The organism is Billgrantia bachuensis, from assembly GCF_011742165.1.
Lineage (GTDB): Bacteria > Pseudomonadota > Gammaproteobacteria > Pseudomonadales > Halomonadaceae > Halomonas > Halomonas bachuensis.
The window spans coordinates 105,008-125,299 of record NZ_JAAQTO010000049.1; the positions used below are offsets into that span (position 1 = coordinate 105,008).

The window sequence follows — 20,292 nt, forward strand, 5'->3', positions numbered from 1 at the left end:
CCATGTCCGTTGACGTCGGCTTCTACGGCCTCGCCATCCTGATGCTGCTGCTGGCGCTGCGGGTGCCGGTGGCGCTCTCGCTGGTCGTGGTTGCGCTGGGCGGCATGACGGTGATGTTCGGCTGGAACACCGCCATCGGCATGCTCTCCTCTGCGCCCTATGAGTTCATCGCCAAGTGGACGCTCAGCGCGGTGCCGATGTTTTTGCTGATGGGCTTCGTCTGCTACCACACCGGCCTTACCAACGGCCTCTTCAGTGCTGCCAAGGTGGTGTTTCGCTGGTTGCCCGGTGGGGTGGCGATCTCCAGCATCGTGGCCAGCTCCGGTTTCGCCGCGGTGAGCGGCTCGAGCGTGGCCTGCTCGGCGGCCATGGGGCGCATCGCCATTCCCGAGATGGTCAACGGTGGCTACAAGCCGAGCTTCGCCTGCGGCACCATTGCTGCCGGCGGTACCATCGGCGCGCTGATTCCGCCCAGCATCCTGATGATCGTGTATGGCGTCTTCGCCCAGGTGTCGATCACCCAGGTGTTCCTGGGGGGCATCACCATCGGTCTGCTGACGGCGGTCAGCTACAGCATCGTGATCCTGATGGTCAGCTGGCTGCGGCCGGACATCGTGCCGCGGGAGGCCGTGGGGGCCCGCGATATCACTGCCCAGCAGGCGCTGCTCGACATCTGGCCGGTGCTGGTGCTGGGCGTGCTGGTGTTCGGCGGCCTGTTCTCGGGGTTCTTTACCGCCACCGAGGCGGGGGCGGTGGGGGCCGCCGGGGCGATCCTCATCGGCTTGGTGCTGGGGCGCCTGAATGGCCAGGCGATGAAGGCCGCGCTGCTCGAGACCCTTTCCACTACCTCGGCGCTGCTGATCATCGGCGTCGGGGCCAGCATGTTCACTCTCTTCCTGAGTCTGAGCGGCCTGGCTGGCTTTATCACCGGAGCGGTGACCGGCTGGGAGCTCTCCTATCTCGAACTGATGCTGGTGGTGGTGCTGATCTACCTCTTCCTGGGGCTGTTCATGGAGCCCTTCGGCGCCATGCTGGTGACCCTGCCCGTACTGCTGCCGGTATTCGAACTCTACGAAGTGAGCCTGATCTGGTTCGGCGTGCTGCTGGTGAAGCTGCTCGAGATCGGCATGATCACCCCGCCCGTTGGCATGAACATCTTCGTGATCAAGGGCGTGGCGGGACAGTACGCCTCGCTGATGGATATCTTCCGTGGCGTGTCGACCTTTCTGGTGGCCGACATCGTGGTCGTCGCGCTGGTGGTCTTCTATCCCCAGATCGTACTGGTGTTGACCGGCGGTTGATACGCAAGAGGGCGAGCGTCTGACGCTCGCCACTGGCGGGCTAAATTCGAATCAGTTTGTTTGTTTATATAACAATATATTGCATCTTCAATGATAAATGCCTCCCCAAGGAGGGCCGAGAGAGTGAACAAGATCATCGACAGCAGCACCGCGGCGGGCCTGATTCGGGATGACGACACCGTCATCTGGACGACCGCCGGCCTGAGCGGCTTCGCCGAGGCCGTGGCCATCGCGCTGGAGCGGCGCTTCCTGGAGACCGGCGCGCCCCGCGACCTCACCGTGGCGCACAGCTGCGGCTGCGGCGATGGCAAGAGCCGAGGCATGAATCACCTGGGCCATGCCGGCCTGGTCAAGCGGCTGATCAGCGGCCACACCGGCCAGGCCCCGCGCATGGGCGAGCTGATCCGCGAGAACCGCGTCGAGGGCTACCTGCTGCCTCAGGGTGTGTTGGCGCATCTGTGGCGTCACATCGCCGGCAAGAAGCCCGGCGTGATCAGCAAGGTGGGACTGGGCACCTTCGTCGACCCGCGCCTCGAGGGGGGCAAGGCCAACGCCGCCGAAGAGGAGCTGGTCAAGCTGGTCGAACTCGAAGGTGAGGAGTGGTTGCTCTATCGCACCTTTCCGGTGGACGTAGCGGTGATTCGCGCCACCACCGCCGACGAGCGCGGCAACCTGAGCATGGAGCGCGAGGCGCTGCTGCTCGAGCAGCTCTCCATGGCCCAGGCGGCCAAGAACAGCGGCGGCATTGTCATCGCCCAGGTGGAGTACCTGGCCACCCAGGGCAGCCTGCACCCCAAGCAGGTCAAGGTACCGGGCGACCTGGTCGACTACGTGGTGGTGGCCGAGCCCGAGCATCACATGCAGACCATCACCACCACCTACAATCCGGCGCTGTCCGGCGACCTCAGGATGCCGCTGGGCGGCATCAAGCCGCTGCCGCTGGATCCGCGCAAGGTGATCGCCCGGCGTGCCGCCATGGAGCTGGTGCCGGGGGGCATCGTCAACCTCGGCATCGGCATGCCCGAAGGGGTCTCCAGCGTGGCCGCCGAGGAGGGTGTCAGCGACCTGATGACCCTGACCACCGAGCTTGGCACCTATGGTGGTGTGCCCGCCAGTGGCGGCGACTTCGCCACCTCCTACAACGCTGAGGCGATCATCGACCACGGCTACCAGTTCGACTTCTACGACGGCGGCGGGCTGGACGTCTGCTTCCTCGGCCTGGCCCAGACCGACCACGAGGGCAACCTCAATGTCAGCAAGTTCGGCGACAAGGTGGTGGGGCCGGGCGGCTTCATCAACATCAGCCAGAACGCCCGCAAGGTGGTGTTCTGCGGCACCTTCACCAACGGCGGCGAGCTGGCGATCGAGGACGGCCGCCTCGCCATTCGCCAGGAGGGCCACCGCCGCAAGTTCGTTCAGCGCGTCGACCAGATCACCTTCAGCGGCCGCTATGCCCAGGAGACCGGCAAGCCGGTGCTGTTCGTCACCGAGCGCTGCGTCTTCGAACTGATCGACGGCGAAATCACCCTCACCGAGATCGCCCCGGGCCTCGACGTCGAACGCGACATCCTGGCGGCCATGGACTTCGTGCCGCGCATCGCCAGCGAGCTGCGCGAGATGCCGGCGGCGCTCTTCCAGCCCCGGTGGGGTGGCCTGCGCGAGCATCTGCACGCGACTGAGCATTGAGGAGAAAAGACATGTTCAAGAACGCCTACATTCCCTACGGCGGCTACTACACCACGCCTTTCTGCAAGTGGATGGGCAGCCTGGCCAACGTCAATGCCATCGAGCTGGGCGCGGCCACCAGTAAGCGCTGGTTCGCCAGCCGCGACATCGACCCCACGCTCATCGACTACCTCTACCTGGGGGTGTCGGTGGGGCAGAAATCGATCTTCTACGGCGCGCCCTGGGCCGCGGCCATGATGGGCGCCGGCCAGGCGCCGGGCCAGAACATCACCCAGGCCTGCGCCACCGCCACCACGGCGGTGTTCAATGCTGCCCTGGCGGTGGACGCCGGCAGCTTCGACACCACCTACTGCCTGCTCGCCGACCGCCCCTCCAACGGTCCGCATACCATCTGGCCCAACCCCAACGGGCCGGGCGGCGAGGTGATCGCCGAAAACTGGAACATGGACAACATCGCCGCCGACCCGGCCACCGGCAAGGACATGCTGACCACCGCCGAGAACGTCGCGCGCGAGCATGGCTTCAGCCGCGAGCAGGCCGACGAGCTGACCCTGCGCCGCTACGAGCAGTACGCCGAGGCGCTGGCCGACGACCGCGCCTTCCAGAAGCGCTACATGTTCCCCGTTGAGGTCGCGGTCTCGCGCAAGGAGACCAAGCTCGTCGAGGCCGACGAGGGCGTGACCGCGACCAGTGCCGAGGGCCTGGCCAGACTGCGAGCGGTGCAACCCGACGGCATTCATACCTATGGGGCCCAGACCCACCCGGCCGATGCCAACGCCGGCATCGTCGTCACCACCCGCGAGCGCGCCGCCGAGCTCAGCACCGATCCCCGACTGGCCGTCCAGGTGGTGGCCTACGGCCATGCCCGGACCAAGCCGGCCCACATGCCCATGGCGCCGGCCACCTCGGTCAAGCGTGCGCTCGAGCGGTCCGGCCTGACCCTCGACCAGATCAAGACGATCAAGAACCACTCGCCGTTCATCGCCAACGACCTGCACCTGGCCAAGGCGCTGGGGCTCGACGCCAACACCTTCAACAACTACGGCACCTCGCTGGTCTACGGGCACCCCCAGGCGCCGACGCTGGCACGCCTGCTGATCGAGGCCATCGAGGAAACCGCGCTGAAGGGCGGCGGCTACGCCCTGGTCACCGGCTGCGCGGCCGGCGATTCGGCGGCGGCCCTGATCGTCAAGGTGGGCTGAGTTCTTTCCGGTCATTCCAACCGGGAGCGCCCGCCGAGGGATCGGCGGGTGTGCAAGCAAGAGCGCAAGGGACATGAAGTAGAAAGCAGCATTTATCGAACTAGAACAACACGGAGACTGAACAAGATGATGAATAAAAAAAGACTGGCCATGGCGGTCGCACTGTCGACTATGACGGCACAGGCTTATGCCCTCGAGCTGGGTGAATTCGGCGGTGCGAATCTCAGCATCGGAGGCTATGTCAAGGCGGAGGGAATCTTTACCGATCCCGATGGGGGAGACAGGAACTTCGATGCGAGCGCTCGCCAGTCGCGCATCAACTTCAAGGTCGACAAGGACGTTCAGGGCCATAGCGTGACGGGCTTCATCGAGGGCGATTTCTGGGACAATGCGACGGATACATCGGACACCAGTTACGCCATGCGACTGCGCCATGCCTACATCCAGGTCGACGACTTCACTCTCGGTCAGACCTGGACCGGCCAGTTCTTTGCCAACGCGCCATTCGATGTGGAGATCCTCGACTTCTACGGTACCGGTGTCGGTACTGTCTCCGGCAGCGGCGCGGTCGTAAGGCCGGATCTGGTCCTGCACTATACCCCGGGTGGATTCCGCTTCAGCCTGCAGGACCCGGTCTACCAAGATGCCGACTTCCCGGACATGGTCGCCTCCTACACGCATCGCACCGAGGCGGGACACGCCTTCAATGCTGCCGTCACCGGGCGGGAGGTCGAGACCGGCATCGACGATTCGGAATTCGGCGCCGCGTTCTCCCTGGCCGCTAAGCTCAACTTCGGTGCTACCTCGCTTGCCCTGAGCGGCTACACGGGGAAAGGCAACAACGTCTACTCCGGCTGGGGCTACAACGGCGCGACGAGCCCTATCAGCATGGCTGCGAGCGGTGAGGTCAATGCCGATGGCGAGCTGGTGAGCACGACCGGCTATACGGCAGGGGTGAGCCACCGCTTCAATGAGCAATTCCGCGGCAATATCCGCTATGCCCAGGTGGAAGCGGACGAGGTGGCGCCGACCGTTGCTGACGACACGCTCGAAATGATCAACGTCAATCTGATCTATACGTACTTGCCCAACCTGGACTTTGGCATCGAATGGCGCGACCGCAATGCGACGACGATGCCGCTGCGTCCGGGTGGGCAGCAGGTGGAGTTGATGGCGATGTACAAGTTCTAGGGGAGCTTGTCGCCGGATCCTTCGCTCGGTTTCGATCGTTTCTTTGAGGCGAATCATCCTTCCTTCGATGATTCGCCTCTTTTCGTTGTGAGAAAGGCGGGAGTTCCCCTGCGAGTCTTGGAGCAGCCTCAAGCGCAATCGCGAGCCTAGAGTGCTGCTGCTGGGAAGCGGCTCAGCACTGCTCCGGCCTGGCGCAGGGTCTTGCCGTGGGCATGGGCCTGGGGCGCCTGGGTGGCCATATAGAAGCGCGACAGTTCGATCAGGCCCTGCAGATACTCGGCATCACCCTCTCCTTTCTCGTACCGGGCCTCGGCGGCGAGCGCCAGGCGGGCCATCTGCCAGGCGCCGCAGGCGATGCCCAGCAGGTGGAGCAGTGGCACGGCGCCGGCGTAGAGCTCGGCGGTGTTGGCCTTACGGGCCAGTAGCCAGTCGCTGGTTTCGTCTAGCAGGTTGGCCTGGTCGTGCAGGGCTTCCGCCAGATCACCGAGCCGTTCATGGCCATCGAGTTGCGTGGCGGTTTCGCGGAAGTCATTGATCAGCTCGCGCAGGGTGGCGGTGTCCTCGCGCAGGATCTTGCGCCCCAGCAGGTCGTTGGCCTGGATGCCGGTGGTGCCCTCGTAAATGGTGATGACGCGGGCGTCGCGGAACAGCTGGGCGACCCCGGTCTCCTCGACGAAGCCCATGCCGCCGAACACCTGGATGGCCTCGTCGCAGAGGTCGTTGCCCACCTCGGTGCACCAGCCCTTGGCCACCGGCATCAGCAGGTCGACGTAGCGGCGATGCTTGTCGGCGACCTCGGCATCGGGGTGATGGCGGGCGAGGTCGAACCAGCCGGCGGCGGTGTAGAGCAGGCCGCGCATGGCCATCAGCCGGGCCCGCATCGACACCAGCATGCGTTTGACGTCAGGGTGGGCGAGGATCGGTAGGCCGACTTCGCCAGTGACGATATCGCGCCCCTGAACGCGTTCCCGGGCGTAGGCAAGGGCGGCCTGATAGGCGCGCTCCCCGAGGGCCACGCCCTGAATGCCCACGTTGAAGCGGGCCTCGTTCATCATCACGAACATGGTGGCCAGGCCCTGGTGCGGCTCGCCCACCAGATAGCCCAGGGCGCCGCCGTCGTCGCCGTAGCTCAGGGTGCAGGTGGGGCTGCCGTGGATGCCCATCTTGTGCTCGATGGCGATGCAGCGGATGTCGTTCCTTTCTCCCGGCTCGCCGTGTTCGTCGAGCAGGTACTTGGGCACCAGGAACAGCGACAGGCCCTTGACCCCCGGCAGGGCGTCGGGCAATCGGGCCAGCACCAGATGCACGATGTTGGGGGTGAGCTCGTGCTCGCCGTAGGAGATGAAGATCTTCTGGCCGAACAGGCGGTAGGCGCCGTCGCCCTCGGGCTCGGCGCGCATGCGCGTAGCGGCCAGATCGGAGCCGGCCTGGGGCTCGGTGAGGTTCATGGTGGCGGCCCACTCGCCGCTGACGATCTTTGCAAGCCAGGTGGCCTTTTGCGTCTCGCTGGCGGCGATCATCAGCGCCTCGGTCTGGCCCACGTTGAGCTGGGGCAGCATGGCGAAGGCCATGTTGCTGGCGAACCACATCTCCCACACCGGGGTGGAGACCAGCTTGGGCAGCCCCTGGCCACCATGCTCAGGGGGCAGGGAGAGGCCGATCCAGCCGGCCTCGCAGAACTGGTCGTAAGCCGCCTGCCAGCCCTCGGGGGTGACCACCTGCCCATCCTCCAGGCGACAGCCCTGGCGGTCGCCGACCGGGTTGAGCGGCGCGAGCACGCCGGCGGCGAACTTGCCGGCCTCCTCCAGCACGGCGCTTACCAGATCCGGCGAGGCGTCCTCGCAGCCGGGCAGCTCGCCGATCCGCTCGAGACCGGCCAGCTCCTCGAGGACGAACTGCATATCGCGCAGCGGCGCCTGGTAATCAAGCATGATGCCCTTTCCGTATCTCACTTTGTGAAAAAGGGAACGCTGATTTATGTCGCGAGCGAAGAGAGGCTGGCCGCTGCCGGAGCGCAGCATCCGGAGTTGACTGACTGCTCAATGAGGATTGCGAGCACCGCCAGCGGCCAGGATATCGAGCGCAGTAATAAATCAGGTTTCCTTACCGAGGGGCCATGCGGATAGACCCATCCACCCGAATTGTCTCCCCGTTGAGCATGGGGTTGTCGACGATATGGCAGGCCAGGCGCGCGAATTCGCCAGGCTCGCCCAGGCGGTTGGGGAAGGGGATGGACGCGGCCAGGGACTGCTGCGCCTCTTCCGGCAGCGCCTCCATCAGCGGGGTCTTGAACAGCCCCGGGGCGATGGTCATGACGCGAATACCGTGGCGTGCCAGCTCCCGGGCGATGGGTAGGGTCATGGCGACGATGCCGCCCTTGGAGGCCGCATAGGCGGGCTGGCCGATCTGGCCGTCGAAGGCCGCCACCGAGGCGGTGTTGATGATCACCCCGCGCTCGCCGTCGGCCTGGGGCTCGCCCTTGGCCATGGCGGCGGCGGCCAGGCGCAGCATGTTGAAGCTGCCCAGCAGGTTGATGTTGACGATGCGCGAGAAGGCTTCCAGTGGCAGAGGCTCGCCATGGCGGTCGACCACCTTGGCGGGGTCGCCGACCCCGGCGCAATTGATCAGCCCCTGCAGACCGCCGAAGGTGTCCACGGCCAGCGCCACCACGGCCTGGGCATCGGCCTCGCTGGTGACGTCGGTGCGCCGGAACAGCGCGCGGTCGGTGGCACTCCTGGCGTTCAGTTCTTTCGCCAACGCCTCGCCGCGTTCGGCATTGAGGTCGGCGATCACCACGTTGCCGCCGGCATCGTGGAGGGCGCGCGCGGTGGCCTCGCCGAGACCCGAGGCGCCGCCGGAAACGATGAAGGTATTGTCCTGGAATTTCATGATGCTCTCCTCAGGTGCGTGGGCCCTGGCCCTTCTTCTTGAAAAAGTCCCCGATGCGTTCGGCAACCTCCGGGCTGGTCTGGGTCAGGGCGGCGGTGAGTGACTCGACGAACAGGCCGTCGTCGCTGGACATGTTGTCGATACGCGAGATGGCGGACACCATGGCCCAGTTGGCCATGGGGGCGTTCTCGGCGATGCGTTCGGCGAGTTGGCGGGCCTTGTCGAGACTCTCGCCCTGGCCGACCACGTAGTGGGAGAGGCCCAGACGCTGGCCCTCGTCGGCCTCCATGACGCGGCCGGTGAGCATCATTTCGCACATGCGGCCGGGGCCGATGATATTGGCCACTCGCACCGAGGCGCCGCCGCCGACGAAGATGCCGTGGCGCCCCTCGGGCAGCTGGTAAACAGTGCTGGATTCGGCCACTCGCACATGGGTAGCGGTGGCCAGTTCCAGGCCGCCGCCGATCACGGCGCCCTGCATGGCGGTGACCACCGGAATGCCACCGTTCTGCAGCCGATCGAAGATGCGGTGCCAACTGCGGGAGTGCTGTACCACGCCGAAGGGCTCGCGATGCTGGTGCTCGGCCAGGTCGAGCCCGGCGCAGAAGTGCTTGCCTTCGGCGGCCAAGATAATGACCCGGGTGGCCTCCGGTATGGCAACCAGTGCCTCTTCCAGAGCGCTGAGCAGGCGATCGCTGACGGCATTGCGCTTCTCCGGTCGTGCCAGCGTGATGGTGTAGATGCTGTCGTCCAGAGTCGTCTTGACGAGAGTTTCGGTCATGGGGGCCTCGGCAGTGGTTCGTCAAGCTGAGCGCTTGTTGTCCAAAAATACTGTTGTGCATATAAACAATATAGAGGCTACAACAGTTCTCCTGCCGGGTCATTCCTACTGGCCCACGACTTTAGTCTTGTGTTGGTTCTGGAGGCGTCAGTCGAGAAACAAAAACGGCAGCCCGAAGGCTGCCGTTCCGAGGGGAAGGAAAGGGGATCAGGCGGGACACTCTGCCTGTAGAGACATCGCGGCCTCGTAGATCTCGCCGGCCCTGCTGCCGGTTTCATCCAGGTAACCCTCGATGGTTTGCTGCAGCACGGGGCCCCATTCCGGGTGGTCGAGGGCGTCTTCGATGACCAGGAATTCGTGGCCGGCTTCCTCGGCGTCTTGGCGGCCCTGGCGGATCAGCTCGTCGTAGACGGCGGCGGCGCGCAGCGACCACTCCATGCCGCTGTGGTCGTCGATCACCTGCTGCAGATCCTCGGGCAGGCCGTCATAGGTGCGCTGGCTCATGGTGGCGAACAGCGACAGGTCGTAGAGCGGCACCTCGGTGTGATAGCTGGCCAGTTCGTTGAGGCGGAAGGTCTTCATGCCCTCCCAGTTGAAGCTCAGGCCATCCACTACGCCACGCTGCATGGCGGTGAAGACCTCCGGGGCGGGCATGCCCACCGCCTGGGCGCCGAGCCGGGTGAACATGTCGCCTACCACCGGTGTGGGGCGGCGCAGGCGCAGGCCCTCCAGGTCCTGGGGCGTCTCGATCAGGCGCTCCCGCGTGTGCAGGTAGCCGGGGCCGGTGGTGAACATGAACAGCGGCCGGGAATCGGCGTATTCCTCGGCGAAGTGGCCTTGCTCGTAGAGCGACTGAAGGATGCACGAGCCTTGGCGGCTGCTGGCCGAGACGCCGGGGAGCTCGACCACCTGAGTAAGGGGGAAGCGTCCGGCGTTGTAGCCCTGGGCCGAGGCACCGATATCGGCGACGCCGCTGATGGTGCTTTCGTAGGTCTTGTCGGATTTGGCCAGTGTCTGGCTGGGGTAGATCTCTACCTCGAGGCGGCCATCCGAGGCCGCTTCGACGCTCTCCCCCCAGGCCTGGAACAGCTCGCGGTCGATCAACGAACCGCCGGGCCAGACGTGGGCGATGCGCAGGGTGGTGGCCTCGGCCAGGGAGGGAGTGGCGACGAGTGCGGCGGCCAGTGCACTGGAAAGGGCAATACGGTTCACGGTCTTGCTGGGTGTCATGGGATCTTCCTCTTGTCGTTATGTTATTGAAACGCTTATAGGTCCAGCACCAGGACCTTGCTCTTGGCGCGTGAACAGCAGGGAGTGAACTGATCGTTGGCGGCGTGCTCGTCGTCATCCAGATAGAGGTCGCGATGATCGGGCTCACCCTCCAGCACCCGGGTCAGGCAAGTGCCGCAAACCCCCTGTTCGCAGGAGACCATGATCTCGACGCCGTTCTCGGCCAGTACCTGATACACCGTCTTGTCGGCGGGTACGGTGAAGCTGGCGCCGCTGCTGGCGATCTTGACCTCGAAGCTGCCGTCGTCGCTGGTGTCGGCCACGGCGCCGGCGAAATACTCGGTGTGCAGCCGTTCGCTGGGCCAGCCGCTGGCCTTGGCGGTCGAGAGCACCGCGTCGATGAAGCCGGTGGGGCCGCATACGTAGACGCGGGTTTCGGGCTCCGGTGTGGCCAGCAGGGCTTTCAGGTCCAGCTTCTGCTCCGGCACGCCGTCATCGAAGTGGAAGTGCACCCGCTCGGCGAAGCCGGAGGCGGCGATGCGCTGGCGAAAGGCGGTACGCTCGGCGGAGCGGGTGCAGTAGTGCAGTTCGAAGTCGGCGCCGGTGTGTGCCAGGCGCTCGGCCATGCACAGCAAGGGCGTGATGCCGATGCCGCCGGCCAGCAGCAGGGTGCGCCCGGCCGGTTTGAGCGCGAAGTGGTTCTTGGGCGCGCTGATCTGAACCAGCTCGCCCACCTGGATCTCCTCGTGCATGGCTACCGAGCCGCCCCGGGAGGCGGGGTCGCGCAGTACCCCGATCAGGTAGCGGTCGCGCTCCTCGGGATGATTGCACAACGAATACTGGCGGATGACCCCATCCTTCACCCGCACGTCGATATGCGCCCCGGCGCTGAACGCAGGCAGCGGCCGACCATGCGGATCGGCCAGTTCGAAGGTGACGATATCCTGCGCTTCATCGTGACGCGCCTTGACCTCGACGATCAGCGAGAGGGGCGTGCCGCTCATGCCGTGGCCCCCTCTTTATCGGCTTCCTGCTCTTCGACGAGGAGCCGGTCGATGATGCGCCGCGCCTGGACGCCGCCGCCGTCGATGTTGAGCTTGAGCAGCTGGCGCTCGGGGTAACGCAGCAGGTTGCGCTGCTGGGCCTCGAGCATCTCCAGGTCCTCGGAGAATATCTTGCCCTGGCCTTCGCGGATCTTGGCGGTGAGTTCGGCGTCCTCGGGCTTGAAGTTGCGCGCCATGCCCCAGAAGTACCAGATCGAGGTGTCGGTCTCGGGAGTGATGAAGTCCACCACGATGCTCGACGCCTTGACCTCCGCCGGGGCGTCATAACCGCCGTTTCCGGCATGGGCCACCCCCACGTCGATGTGCACGTGGCTCGGCGGCGTGAAACGACAGATCTGCCAGCGGTCCACCGGCACGTCGTCGGCCAGGCCGCAGCCGCGCAGCGCCGCCTGCCAGAAGGGTGGGGCCGGAATGTTCTCCATGTGCCGGCTGGTGATGACCTCGTCGCCGTCGACGCGGGTCTCGGGAGCGGCTTCCTCGATCTCCGGCTGGCCGATGCTGGAGGCGTGCACGTAGGTCTCATGGGTCAGGTCCATGAGGTTGTCTATCATCAGGCGGTATTCGCAGCGGACGTGGTAGAGCCCGCCGCCATAGGCCCAGTCGGAGCTGTCGGCCCAATGCAGTTCGGGGATCAGGCTAGGGTCGGCCTTGTCCGGGTCGCCCGGCCAGAGCCACACGAAGCCGTGGCGCTCCTCCACCGGGTAGGCGCGAATGCTGGGGAAGCCGCGCACCCGCTGGCCCGGCATGCCGGCGCACTTGCCGTTGCAGCCCATCTCCAGGCCGTGGTAGCCGCAGACCAGCTTGCCGTCGCGTACGAAGCCCAGCGACAGCGGAGCGCCGCGGTGGGGGCAGAAATCCTCCACCGCGGCCACGCGGCCTTCGTCGCCGCGGAAGAAGACGATCGGCTCGTTGCAGATGGTGCGTCCCAGCGGTTTGTCCTCGATCTCGTCCGGGGTGCAGGCGACGTACCAGGTATTCTTGGGATAGGGCGCTTGGGGATAAGAGGCTTGATGAGTCACGGTTCTTCTCCTCGGGAGCGGTTCATGGTCATGGCATGAAGTGGCGCTTCCTCTGTGCTGAGAATGTTATGTTTGGATCCAAAGTAGAGCTCCAAGGCGTATAATTGGTCAACTTATGCTTTAGTTGGATCCATTGCTGCAAGTGACAAGAATCGCAACGACATCAGGGAGTTCGCGTGAGCAATAGCGACAAGAGTGTGGTGAGCCGGCTGCGCAAGCTGATCGGCGAGGGGGCCTACGGGCCGGGCGAACGTCTCGGTGAGGTGGCGGTATCGGAGCAGTTGGGCGTCTCACGAACCCCGGTGCGCCTGGCTTTCCGCACCCTGGAGCAGGAGGGGCTGCTGCAGCGGGCCGGCAAACGCGGCTTCATGGTGCGAGAGTTCACCGAAGCCGATGTGTTCTGTGCCGTCGAGGTGCGTGGGGTACTGGAGGGGCTGGCAGCGCGGCGTCTGGCCGAGCAGGGGCTTTCCCAGGCGCTGGATGCCGAGCTGGAAGTTTGGATCCAAACAGGGCGGGAGCTATTGGCCAAGGGTTTCCTGGAGGAGCGCGACGTCGACGCCTGGAGCGAGCTCAATCGTCACTTCCACGAGGCCATCGTCGGCTCGGCCGGCAGCCCGGTGATTGGCGATGCCATCGCTCGCAACAACCATCTGCCCTTTGCCGCCGCCGACTCCATCGTCATCGACAGCGAGGCGCTGGATCGCGAATTCCGCAAGCTGCAGCTGGCCCAAGTGCAGCATGAGCTGGTGGTCCAGGCGCTGCGCCAAGGCGAGGGCGCCCGGGCCGAGATGCTGATGCGCGAACACGCCTTCATCGGGCTGCGCTATGGGGAATTGCTGGGGCTGGGGCCGGGGATCGGCCACGAGCGTCGAGGCCGTTGAGCCTGCTCTCATACGAAGGTCGATATAACGTGCTACCAAGGCTTGGTGTAAGTTGTACACTTATACGAACATAGGTTCGCATTGCGAACTTATCGCAGCCCAGCATAATAACCAAGGCGCCAACGAGAGCGCCGAACGAGGATAGCTCCGATGAAACGTACTCTGTCCCGCTGCCTGTTGGCCGCTTCCATTGCCAGTCTCACCGTCGCCTCGGCGCAAGCCGCGACCACCCTGCGCATGGCCCATTTCTGGCCGGGCGCCTCGGGCATCAACCAGAATATCTTCGAGGCCTGGGCCGATACCATCGAGGAGGAGTCCGGCGGCGAGCTGCGCGTCGAGATGTTCCCCTCCGGCACTCTGGCCAAGCCCGATGCCATCTACGAAGCGGTAGGCAACGGCATCGCCGACATCGGCGCCACGGCACAGGGCTACACCGCCGGTCGTTTCCCGCTGTCGCAGATCGTCGAACTGCCGGGCGTGGCGGGCACTGCCACCCAGGGCGCCTGCGTGCTCCAGACCCTCTACGACGAAGGCCATCTCGACGAGGAGTATGGCGATACGCGGCCGCTGTTCATGTTCACCACCGGGCCGGGCGGGATCCATACCATCGACACCGACGTGCAGGTGCCGTCCGACCTCGAGGGCCTGCGCATTCGTCGCCCCACCGCCGTGGCCGGCGAGATGCTCGAGAACATGGGCGCCAACCCCGTGGGGATGCCGGCGCCGGAAATCTATACTGCCATGCAGCGCGGTGTGGTCGATGGCCTGAGCTTCCCGTGGGAGGGTCTAAAGGGCTTCCGCATCAACGAGCTGGTCAACTATCACACCGAGGTTCCGTTCTACACGCTGATCTTCGTCGCCACCATGAGCCAGCGCACCTATGACGGCCTGAGCCCCGAGCAGCAGGCGGTGATCGACGCCAACTCCGGCATGAAGTGGGCCGAGAACGCCGGCGCCGTCTTCGACCGGCTCGACGTCGAGGGCAAGCAGGAGGCCAGGGACGCCGGCCACACCATCCGCGAGATCGAGAACCCGCTGGAGAATCCGGACTGGCAGGGGCCGCTCCAGGAAGGCATCGAGAGCTACCTTGCCCAGGTCGAGGAGCGCGGACTTCCGGCGCGTGAGGTCTATGAAGCCGCGCTCGTCGCCAGCGAGTCCTGCGCGGGCAATCAGGGGTAAGCCATGCGGGCTTTCCTCGAACGGGCCAGCCACTGGCTGGCCCTCGTCTGTCGCGTCGTCGCTGGCGTCGCCCTGCTGGCGCTGCTGACGGTGACTATCGCCGATGTCGGTACACGATACCTTTATCGTCTCACCGAGGGCGCCATCGCCCTGCGCGTCTCTGGCAGCGTGGAGCTGGTGAGCTACCTGATGCTGTGTGCGCTGCTGGCCGCCATGGCGGCCAACGTGGAGAAGAGCCAGGTGGTGGTGGAGGCTTTCTCCCATGGCCTCGCGCCTGCCATCAAGAACCGTCTGCACGGCTTTTATCTGCTGGGCTTCGCGGCTCTCGGTCTGGTGCTCTTCCTCGGCCTGCTCGAGTCGGCCGTGGCGGCGACCCGTCACGGCGAGGTCACTCAAGACCTGCGTCTGCCCATGGGCCCCATCTACCAGGCGGCCGCGGTGCTCAGTCTGTTGCTCGGCGTGCGCAGCCTGATCCACGCGCTGCTCGGCACTGTCTTCGGCGCCGAACAGGAGGTGTCCCATGGGGAGTGAGATGATTGGCGCCATCGGGCTGGGCATGCTGCTGGTGCTGATGGTGCTGCGAGTGCCGGTGGCCTTGACCATGCTGATCGTCGGGGTGGTGGGCTTCGCTCAGGTGATCAGCTGGGATGCGGCTATCGCCCAGGTGAAGACCGTGCCGGTGGAAGTGCTCTCTAACTACAGTTTCAGCGCCGTGCCCATGTTCATCCTGATGGGCGTGCTGGCGGCGCATTCCGGTATGGCCGGCAAGCTGTTCGACTCTGCACGCAGCATCTGCGGCGGCTGGAAAGGCGGGCTGGCAATTTCTGCCATTGGCTCCTGCGGGGTCTTCTCGGCGATCTCGGGTTCGTCGCTGGCGACGGCCAGCACCATGACCCGGGTCGCGCTGCCGGAGATGGAGCGCTACGGCTACAGCCGGGGACTCGCCACCGGCGCGCTGGCCGCCGGCGGCACCCTGGGCATCATGATTCCGCCCTCCATTGCGCTGCTGATCTACGCCATCCTCACCGAGCAGTCGGTGGGCGACATGTTCATGGCCGGCCTGGTGCCGGGGCTGATGGGGCTGGTGATGTACGCGCTCACGGTCAGCGTGGTGATGCGGCTCAAGCCCTCGCTGGCAGTGGCCGGCGAGCCCACACCGTGGAAGGAGAAGCTGCTGTCGATGGGCGGGCTGGTGCCCTTCTTCGCGGTGTTCCTGGTGATGATCCTGGGTATCTACTTCGGTGCCTTCACGCCCACCGAAGGGGCCAGCGTCGGGGCGTTCGCCACGCTGCTCTATGCTCTGTTCAAGGGGATGCGATGGAGCGGGCTGTGGCACAGCGTGCAGGAGACCCTGGCGCTCTCCGCGGTGGTGTTCTTCATGCTGGTGGGGGCCGAGACGCTGGGCTACTTCATCTCGGTGTCGCGCATCTCGTTCTCGATCAGCGACTTCCTCTACGGCGCGGATCTGACCCCGATGGTGGTGGTGCTGTGCATTCTGCTGCTCTACTTCGTGCTGGGGATGTTCATGGACTCCATCGCCATGCTGGTGATCACCGTGCCGGTGGTGTACCCGATCATCCAGTCGCTGGGTATCGATCCGGTGTGGTTCGGCATCATTACGGTGCTGACCGTGGAGCTCGGGCTGATCACCCCGCCGGTGGGCATGAACGTGTTCGTGATCAAGGCGATGGCGCCCCACGTAGGGCTGGGCGAGATATTCCGCGGCGTAGCGCCCTTCATCGTCTCGGATTTCATCCGCCTGGCGCTGCTGGTGGCGTTCCCGGTGCTGACGACGCTGTTCCTGCTCTAAGCACATCGCACGAAGACTCCGCCCCCGGCTCAGCTCGCCTGTCCGGGGGCGTCATGTTTCTGTGCTTTCCGCTGCATGCTGTCGCAGCCGAAAGTCCCGCGGCGAGAAGCCCGTATTGCGCTTGAAGAAACGGGTGAAATAGGCCGGCTCGGAAAAACCGAGGCTATCGGCGATCTGGCTGATGGTCATGTTGGTGTAGGTGATCTGACGCTTGGCCTCCAGCAGCAGGCGTTCGTGAAGCAGTTGCAGTGCGCTGCGGTCGGCCAGGCGCCGGCACAGGGCGTTGAGGTGGGCGCTGCTCATGCCGAGCTGTTCGGCAAGCCGCTCGATGCTGGGCTGCTGGCGGTACTGCGCCTCGATCAGTGCCTGGAAGTTTGCCAGCCGTTCGTGCCCGCGGTCGCGCTGGTGCGGGCCGGGAGCGGAGCCGTGCAGGCCGTGGGGATCGGCCTGCCGTGAAAGCTCAACCGCCAGGGCCTGGACCAGCGCGCCCAGCATGCGGTCGCGCCCAGGCGCGGGCTGACGGTACTCGGCATCGATCTGTTCCACCAAGGTAGCCAGACGGCGGGCCTTTCGCGGTTGCGCGAGCAGGTGGTAGTCGGCATGGCGCAGCACGCTGGCTTGCTCCTCCAGCCGCTGGCCAAGCTGCTCGGCCAGCGGCTGGGCCAGGGTGACGATGTGCCCCTCGATATCCTGCGAGAAGCGAAATCCATGAATCGTCATGGCCGGTACCACGATCACCAGCGGGCCTTGAAGGGCGTGCTGGGAGCCCTCCAGTTCCAGCTCTACCTGCCCGCTGGCGACATGCAGCACGTGCACCAGGTCAGCATGCCGGTGGGGGCGTATGTACCAGTCGTGCAGCCGGCTACGCTCGGGTATCGACTCGCAGTGCAGTAGGTCCGGTGTCGGCCAGTGGCGGGTTTCGCCATAGAGCTTGAAGACGGGTACCTGAGAAGTGGGGACAACGCTCATGACAGCCTCGTCGGGGTTCGACCAAAGTCGGCAGAGGAGTTGCCGAAAGTCCAATTATTCCTGTCGATCATGCCTTATCTCGCCTCCTGGTTCATTGAAAAATACAAGTCAATGAATGAGCGTAGCGCATGAGAGGATGCCATGAAGACCCAGGTTGCGATCATCGGTGCCGGCCCCTCCGGGTTGCTGCTCGGCCAGTTGCTGAGCCGCCAAGGCATCGACAACGTGATTCTCGAACGCAAGAGCGGTGACTACGTGCTCAGCCGCATCCGTGCCGGCGTATTGGAGCAGGGCATGGTCGACCTGCTGCACGAGGCCGGCGTCGAGGAGCGCATGAACGCGGAGGGCCATCCGCACAGCGGCGTTGAACTCGCCTTCGACAACCGTCGCGTGCGGGTCGACCTGGCCGGGCTGACCGGCGGCAAGACAGTGATGGTCTACGGCCAGACCGAGGTGACCCGCGACCTGATGGCGGCGCGCGAGGCCAGCGGCGGCACGACGATCTACGAGGTCGACAACGTCCGGCCCCAGGCTCTCGAGTCCGATAGTCCCTATGTCACCTTCGACAAGGACGGCGAGACGCTGCGCCTCGACTGTGACTACGTGGCCGGCTGCGACGGCTTCCATGGCGTATCGCGCCGGTCGATCCCCGCCGATCGCCTCAAGGTGTTCGAGAAGGTCTACCCGTTTGGCTGGCTCGGCGTGCTCTCCGATACGCCGCCGGTATCGGACGAGTTGATTTACGCCCGCCACACGCGCGGCTTCGCCCTGTGCAGCATGCGCTCGCCGACGCGCAGCCGTTACTACGTCCAGGTGCCGCTCGACGAGAAGGTCGAGGAGTGGTCCGACGAGCGCTTCTGGGAGGAGCTCAAGCGGCGGATTCCTGACGACGTGGCCGAAAAGCTGGTCACCGGCCCCTCGATCGAGAAGAGCATCGCCCCGCTGCGCAGCTTCGTGGTCGAACCCATGCAGTACGGCAAGCTGTTCCTGGTGGGTGACGCCGCGCACATCGTGCCGCCCACTGGCGCCAAGGGGCTCAACCTGGCGGCAAGCGACGTGAACACGCTCTACCGGCTGCTGGTCAAGGTCTACCAAGAGGGCCGCACCGATCTGATTCCCAACTATTCCCGTACCTGCCTCAAGCGCATCTGGAAGGCCGAGCGCTTCTCCTGGTGGATGACCTCGCTGCTGCACAAGTTCTCCGACGAGGAGGACTTCGAGACCCGCATGCAGAAGGCCGAGCTCGACTATCTCACCTCGTCGGAAGCGGGCCTCAAGACCATCGCCGAGAACTATGTCGGCCTGCCCTACGAGTCGCTGGAATAACGAATTCCCACGCTTCCTGCTTGCCCGGGCGCGATGGCTGTCCCGGGCTTTTTACATGCGGAAGAGGAGTAGCAGGTACGACTAAGGTCGGGTTTTGGAGCCAACTCGTATCGCAGTACTCTCGATTCATCACGAATATGTGTGCGCTAAGCGAACAAATCCAATTCCACGACAAAAGGTGGCGTGATGACGAGCTTGCTCAGGAAGGCATGCCTGGCCGCATGCAGCGGTGGTCTGGCTATCGCGATGGCCGTTTCGACGGCCCATGCCAACGAGTGGCCGACCGACGATATACGTCTTGTCGTCCCCTATGCCCCGGGAGGCACCACCGACGTGCTGTCGCGTCGCGTTGCCGATCTGCTTCAGGAGGAGCTGGACGCCAACGTGGTGGTCGAGAATCGCCCCGGTGCGGGCTCCACCGTGGCTACCGGCCGCCTGGCGCGCGGCGGCCGCGATGTCGATCACACTATCCTGATGGCATCGCCAGGCCACACCATCGGCGCGGCGATCTATCCCGATCTGGCCTACGATCCGGTCGAGGATTTTGTCTTCCTGCAGAACCTGATCGACATTCCCAACGTGATGGTGGTGCCGGCCGATAGCCCTTATGACAGCGTCGATGAGTTCGTCGAAGCGGCGCGTGAGCAGAGCATGACCTTCAGTCACAGCGGCGTAGGCAGCTCCATCCACATGTCGGGCGAGTTGTTCAAGTCGCTGACCGAGACCAATCTGACGGCCGTTCCGTTTGCCGGCAGCGGCGCGGCTCTGCCGGCACTGCTGGGCGGAGACGTCGATGTTTCTTTCGAGAACATGCCGACCGTGCTCTCGCACATCAATTCCGGCGACCTGAAGGCTCTGGCGGTGACCTCCGCCGAACGCTCCGAGCACCTGCCGGACGTACCCACACTGGTCGAGGTCGGTGAATACAACCTCGACCAGTTCGTGACCACCGCCTGGTTCGGCTTGATCGCGCACGAGTCCTTCCCCCAGGAGGCGCAGGACGCCATGCGCGAAGCGCTCGACGCCGTGATGCAGCGCGAGGAGTTCGTGAACTTTGCGAATCAGCTGGGCGCCGAGCCGGGCCAAGTGGCCGGCGAAGAGTACAAGCAGTTCATCGCGCAAGAAGTCGAGCGCTGGCAGGGTGTTGCCGAACAGGCTGGCATCAGCCAATAAGCGAATGGGCCGACCACAGCAATGCTGAGGCGAGGACATCATCCTCGCCTCGCTCGTGTCCGTGGAGGGGTGTCATGTCGACCTCGTTTCCCAAGCGTATCAGGGCGCTCCGCGACCCCGGCGATGTTCTGGCAGGGTGTATGCTGCTGGCTGCCTCCGCCGTACTGCTGTTCTATCTGATTCCGAACTACATCGGCGAGCCGCCTATCCTGCAGAACCCGATGATGTCGCCACGCTGGCTGCCACGCATCGTGGGCTGGCTGATGCTCGGGTTCTCCTGTCTGCTGATCGTACAGGGGCTACTGGTCGACAGCACCGACAAGGAGGACGGTCGGCGCATCGAGAAGGGCCCTCGGCTGCGCTTCGCCATGATGGTGGTGGCCCTGGTCGTCTACGTGGGCCTGTTCGAGGCGCTGGGAGCGGTGATCAGCGGCATCCTGGCTACCCTGATCCTGTTTGCCGCGCATCCGGTCAGGACCTGGTGGGTGTATGGCCTGGCGTTCGTATTTCCCGCTGCCGTCACCTTCCTGTTCGTGAAGATCATGAACGTACCGCTGCCGCTGATGCCGTTCTGATGACAGGCGCTCGCTC

18 protein-coding genes are annotated in these 20,292 nt (G+C 64.9%); 11 read left to right on the top strand and 7 right to left on the bottom strand.

Annotated features, from left to right (window positions below; translation table 11 throughout):
• The first annotated feature begins 2 nt into the window (after positions 1–2).
• The 4 genes from HBJ55_RS17305 to HBJ55_RS17320 all read left to right on the top strand — a co-directional run bounded on the left by HBJ55_RS17305 (position 3) and on the right by HBJ55_RS17320 (position 5,380).
• Positions 3–1,301 (top strand): TRAP transporter large permease, encoded by a 1,299-nt coding sequence (locus HBJ55_RS17305; RefSeq protein WP_167117832.1) that lies wholly within the window; start codon positions 3–5, stop codon positions 1,299–1,301.
• Between the two features lie 123 nt (positions 1,302–1,424).
• Positions 1,425–2,987 carry a malonate decarboxylase subunit alpha gene (locus tag HBJ55_RS17310; protein WP_167117835.1) on the top strand — a complete coding sequence of 521 codons (1,563 nt, stop codon included), beginning with the start codon at positions 1,425–1,427 and terminating at the stop codon, positions 2,985–2,987.
• 11 nt (positions 2,988–2,998) lie between these two features.
• Complete coding sequence (locus HBJ55_RS17315) at positions 2,999–4,189, top strand: thiolase family protein (RefSeq protein WP_167117837.1); 1,191 nt, start codon at positions 2,999–3,001, stop codon at positions 4,187–4,189.
• A gap of 126 nt (positions 4,190–4,315) precedes the next feature.
• Positions 4,316–5,380, top strand: a complete 1,065-nt coding sequence (locus HBJ55_RS17320; RefSeq protein ID WP_167117840.1) for a hypothetical protein — start codon at positions 4,316–4,318, stop codon at positions 5,378–5,380.
• A 146-nt stretch (positions 5,381–5,526) separates the two neighbouring features.
• Here the strand turns inward: HBJ55_RS17320 and HBJ55_RS17325 are convergent, their stop codons facing one another.
• The 6 genes from HBJ55_RS17325 to HBJ55_RS17350 form a co-directional block, all read right to left on the bottom strand.
• On the bottom strand, positions 5,527–7,311 hold the full coding sequence (locus HBJ55_RS17325; RefSeq protein ID WP_167117857.1) for an acyl-CoA dehydrogenase: 1,785 nt from the start codon (positions 7,309–7,311) through the stop codon (positions 5,527–5,529).
• A 172-nt stretch (positions 7,312–7,483) separates the two neighbouring features.
• Positions 7,484–8,269, bottom strand: a complete 786-nt coding sequence (locus tag HBJ55_RS17330; RefSeq protein ID WP_167117860.1) for a 3-hydroxyacyl-CoA dehydrogenase — start codon at positions 8,267–8,269, stop codon at positions 7,484–7,486.
• 10 nt (positions 8,270–8,279) lie between these two features.
• Positions 8,280–9,050, bottom strand: a complete 771-nt coding sequence (locus tag HBJ55_RS17335) for a crotonase/enoyl-CoA hydratase family protein (RefSeq protein WP_167117863.1) — start codon at positions 9,048–9,050, stop codon at positions 8,280–8,282.
• Between the two features lie 207 nt (positions 9,051–9,257).
• The gene (locus HBJ55_RS17340; RefSeq protein ID WP_167117866.1) at positions 9,258–10,280 is read right to left on the bottom strand and encodes a TRAP transporter substrate-binding protein; all 1,023 of its coding nucleotides are present in this window, start codon (positions 10,278–10,280) and stop codon (positions 9,258–9,260) included.
• Between the two features lie 35 nt (positions 10,281–10,315).
• Positions 10,316–11,284 carry a PDR/VanB family oxidoreductase gene (locus HBJ55_RS17345; protein WP_167117869.1) on the bottom strand — a complete coding sequence of 323 codons (969 nt, stop codon included), beginning with the start codon at positions 11,282–11,284 and terminating at the stop codon, positions 10,316–10,318.
• On the bottom strand, positions 11,281–12,363 hold the full coding sequence (locus HBJ55_RS17350) for a Rieske 2Fe-2S domain-containing protein (RefSeq protein WP_167117871.1): 1,083 nt from the start codon (positions 12,361–12,363) through the stop codon (positions 11,281–11,283). The genes HBJ55_RS17345 and HBJ55_RS17350 overlap by 4 nt, the downstream gene beginning before the upstream one ends.
• A gap of 176 nt (positions 12,364–12,539) precedes the next feature.
• On the opposite strand from HBJ55_RS17350, the gene HBJ55_RS17355 reads away from it, so the two are divergent.
• The 4 genes from HBJ55_RS17355 (at position 12,540) to HBJ55_RS17370 (ending at position 16,233) form a co-directional block, all read left to right on the top strand.
• The gene (locus HBJ55_RS17355; protein ID WP_167117873.1) at positions 12,540–13,244 is read left to right on the top strand and encodes a GntR family transcriptional regulator; all 705 of its coding nucleotides are present in this window, start codon (positions 12,540–12,542) and stop codon (positions 13,242–13,244) included.
• 150 nt (positions 13,245–13,394) lie between these two features.
• The gene (locus HBJ55_RS17360; protein ID WP_167117875.1) at positions 13,395–14,423 is read left to right on the top strand and encodes a TRAP transporter substrate-binding protein; all 1,029 of its coding nucleotides are present in this window, start codon (positions 13,395–13,397) and stop codon (positions 14,421–14,423) included.
• Positions 14,424–14,426: 3 nt separating this feature from the next.
• Positions 14,427–14,954: a TRAP transporter small permease gene (locus tag HBJ55_RS17365; protein ID WP_167117876.1), complete on the top strand. Its 528-nt coding sequence runs from the start codon at positions 14,427–14,429 to the stop codon at positions 14,952–14,954.
• The gene (locus HBJ55_RS17370) at positions 14,944–16,233 is read left to right on the top strand and encodes a TRAP transporter large permease (protein WP_167117878.1); all 1,290 of its coding nucleotides are present in this window, start codon (positions 14,944–14,946) and stop codon (positions 16,231–16,233) included. Before HBJ55_RS17365 ends, HBJ55_RS17370 begins: the two co-directional genes overlap by 11 nt.
• Before the next feature lie 51 nt (positions 16,234–16,284).
• On the opposite strand, the gene HBJ55_RS17375 is transcribed toward HBJ55_RS17370, so the two are convergent.
• Entirely contained in the window at positions 16,285–17,202 is a 918-nt protein-coding gene (locus HBJ55_RS17375; RefSeq protein WP_167117880.1) for a helix-turn-helix domain-containing protein, read from the bottom strand.
• 141 nt (positions 17,203–17,343) lie between these two features.
• Here HBJ55_RS17375 and pobA point away from each other — a divergent pair, with 141 nt between their 5' ends.
• The 3 genes from pobA (at position 17,344) to HBJ55_RS17390 (ending at position 20,276) form a co-directional block, all read left to right on the top strand.
• Positions 17,344–18,528: a 4-hydroxybenzoate 3-monooxygenase gene (pobA, locus tag HBJ55_RS17380; protein WP_167117882.1), complete on the top strand. Its 1,185-nt coding sequence runs from the start codon at positions 17,344–17,346 to the stop codon at positions 18,526–18,528.
• 186 nt (positions 18,529–18,714) lie between these two features.
• The gene (locus HBJ55_RS17385) at positions 18,715–19,701 is read left to right on the top strand and encodes a Bug family tripartite tricarboxylate transporter substrate binding protein (RefSeq protein WP_167117884.1); all 987 of its coding nucleotides are present in this window, start codon (positions 18,715–18,717) and stop codon (positions 19,699–19,701) included.
• A gap of 74 nt (positions 19,702–19,775) precedes the next feature.
• A complete protein-coding gene (locus HBJ55_RS17390; protein WP_167117887.1) occupies positions 19,776–20,276 on the top strand; it encodes a tripartite tricarboxylate transporter TctB family protein in 501 nt (166 codons plus the stop codon).
• The last annotated feature ends 16 nt before the right edge of the window (positions 20,277–20,292 follow it).

Bases quoted from the DNA above. Each gene is read 5' to 3' on its own strand.
- HBJ55_RS17305 (WP_167117832.1), top strand. From the start codon at position 3: ATGTCCGTTGACGTCGGCTTCTACGGCCTCGCCATCCTGATGCTGCTG.
- HBJ55_RS17315 (WP_167117837.1), top strand. From the start codon at position 2,999: ATGTTCAAGAACGCCTACATTCCCTACGGCGGCTACTACACCACGCCT.
- HBJ55_RS17320 (WP_167117840.1), top strand. From the start codon at position 4,316: ATGATGAATAAAAAAAGACTGGCCATGGCGGTCGCACTGTCGACTATG.
- HBJ55_RS17325 (WP_167117857.1), bottom strand. From the start codon at position 7,311: ATGCTTGATTACCAGGCGCCGCTGCGCGATATGCAGTTCGTCCTCGAG.
- HBJ55_RS17330 (WP_167117860.1), bottom strand. From the start codon at position 8,269: ATGAAATTCCAGGACAATACCTTCATCGTTTCCGGCGGCGCCTCGGGT.
- HBJ55_RS17335 (WP_167117863.1), bottom strand. From the start codon at position 9,050: ATGACCGAAACTCTCGTCAAGACGACTCTGGACGACAGCATCTACACC.
- HBJ55_RS17340 (WP_167117866.1), bottom strand. From the start codon at position 10,280: ATGACACCCAGCAAGACCGTGAACCGTATTGCCCTTTCCAGTGCACTG.
- HBJ55_RS17345 (WP_167117869.1), bottom strand. From the start codon at position 11,284: ATGAGCGGCACGCCCCTCTCGCTGATCGTCGAGGTCAAGGCGCGTCAC.
- HBJ55_RS17360 (WP_167117875.1), top strand. From the start codon at position 13,395: ATGAAACGTACTCTGTCCCGCTGCCTGTTGGCCGCTTCCATTGCCAGT.
- HBJ55_RS17365 (WP_167117876.1), top strand. From the start codon at position 14,427: ATGCGGGCTTTCCTCGAACGGGCCAGCCACTGGCTGGCCCTCGTCTGT.
- HBJ55_RS17370 (WP_167117878.1), top strand. From the start codon at position 14,944: ATGGGGAGTGAGATGATTGGCGCCATCGGGCTGGGCATGCTGCTGGTG.
- HBJ55_RS17375 (WP_167117880.1), bottom strand. From the start codon at position 17,202: ATGAGCGTTGTCCCCACTTCTCAGGTACCCGTCTTCAAGCTCTATGGC.
- pobA (WP_167117882.1), top strand. From the start codon at position 17,344: ATGAAGACCCAGGTTGCGATCATCGGTGCCGGCCCCTCCGGGTTGCTG.
- HBJ55_RS17385 (WP_167117884.1), top strand. From the start codon at position 18,715: ATGACGAGCTTGCTCAGGAAGGCATGCCTGGCCGCATGCAGCGGTGGT.
- HBJ55_RS17390 (WP_167117887.1), top strand. From the start codon at position 19,776: ATGTCGACCTCGTTTCCCAAGCGTATCAGGGCGCTCCGCGACCCCGGC.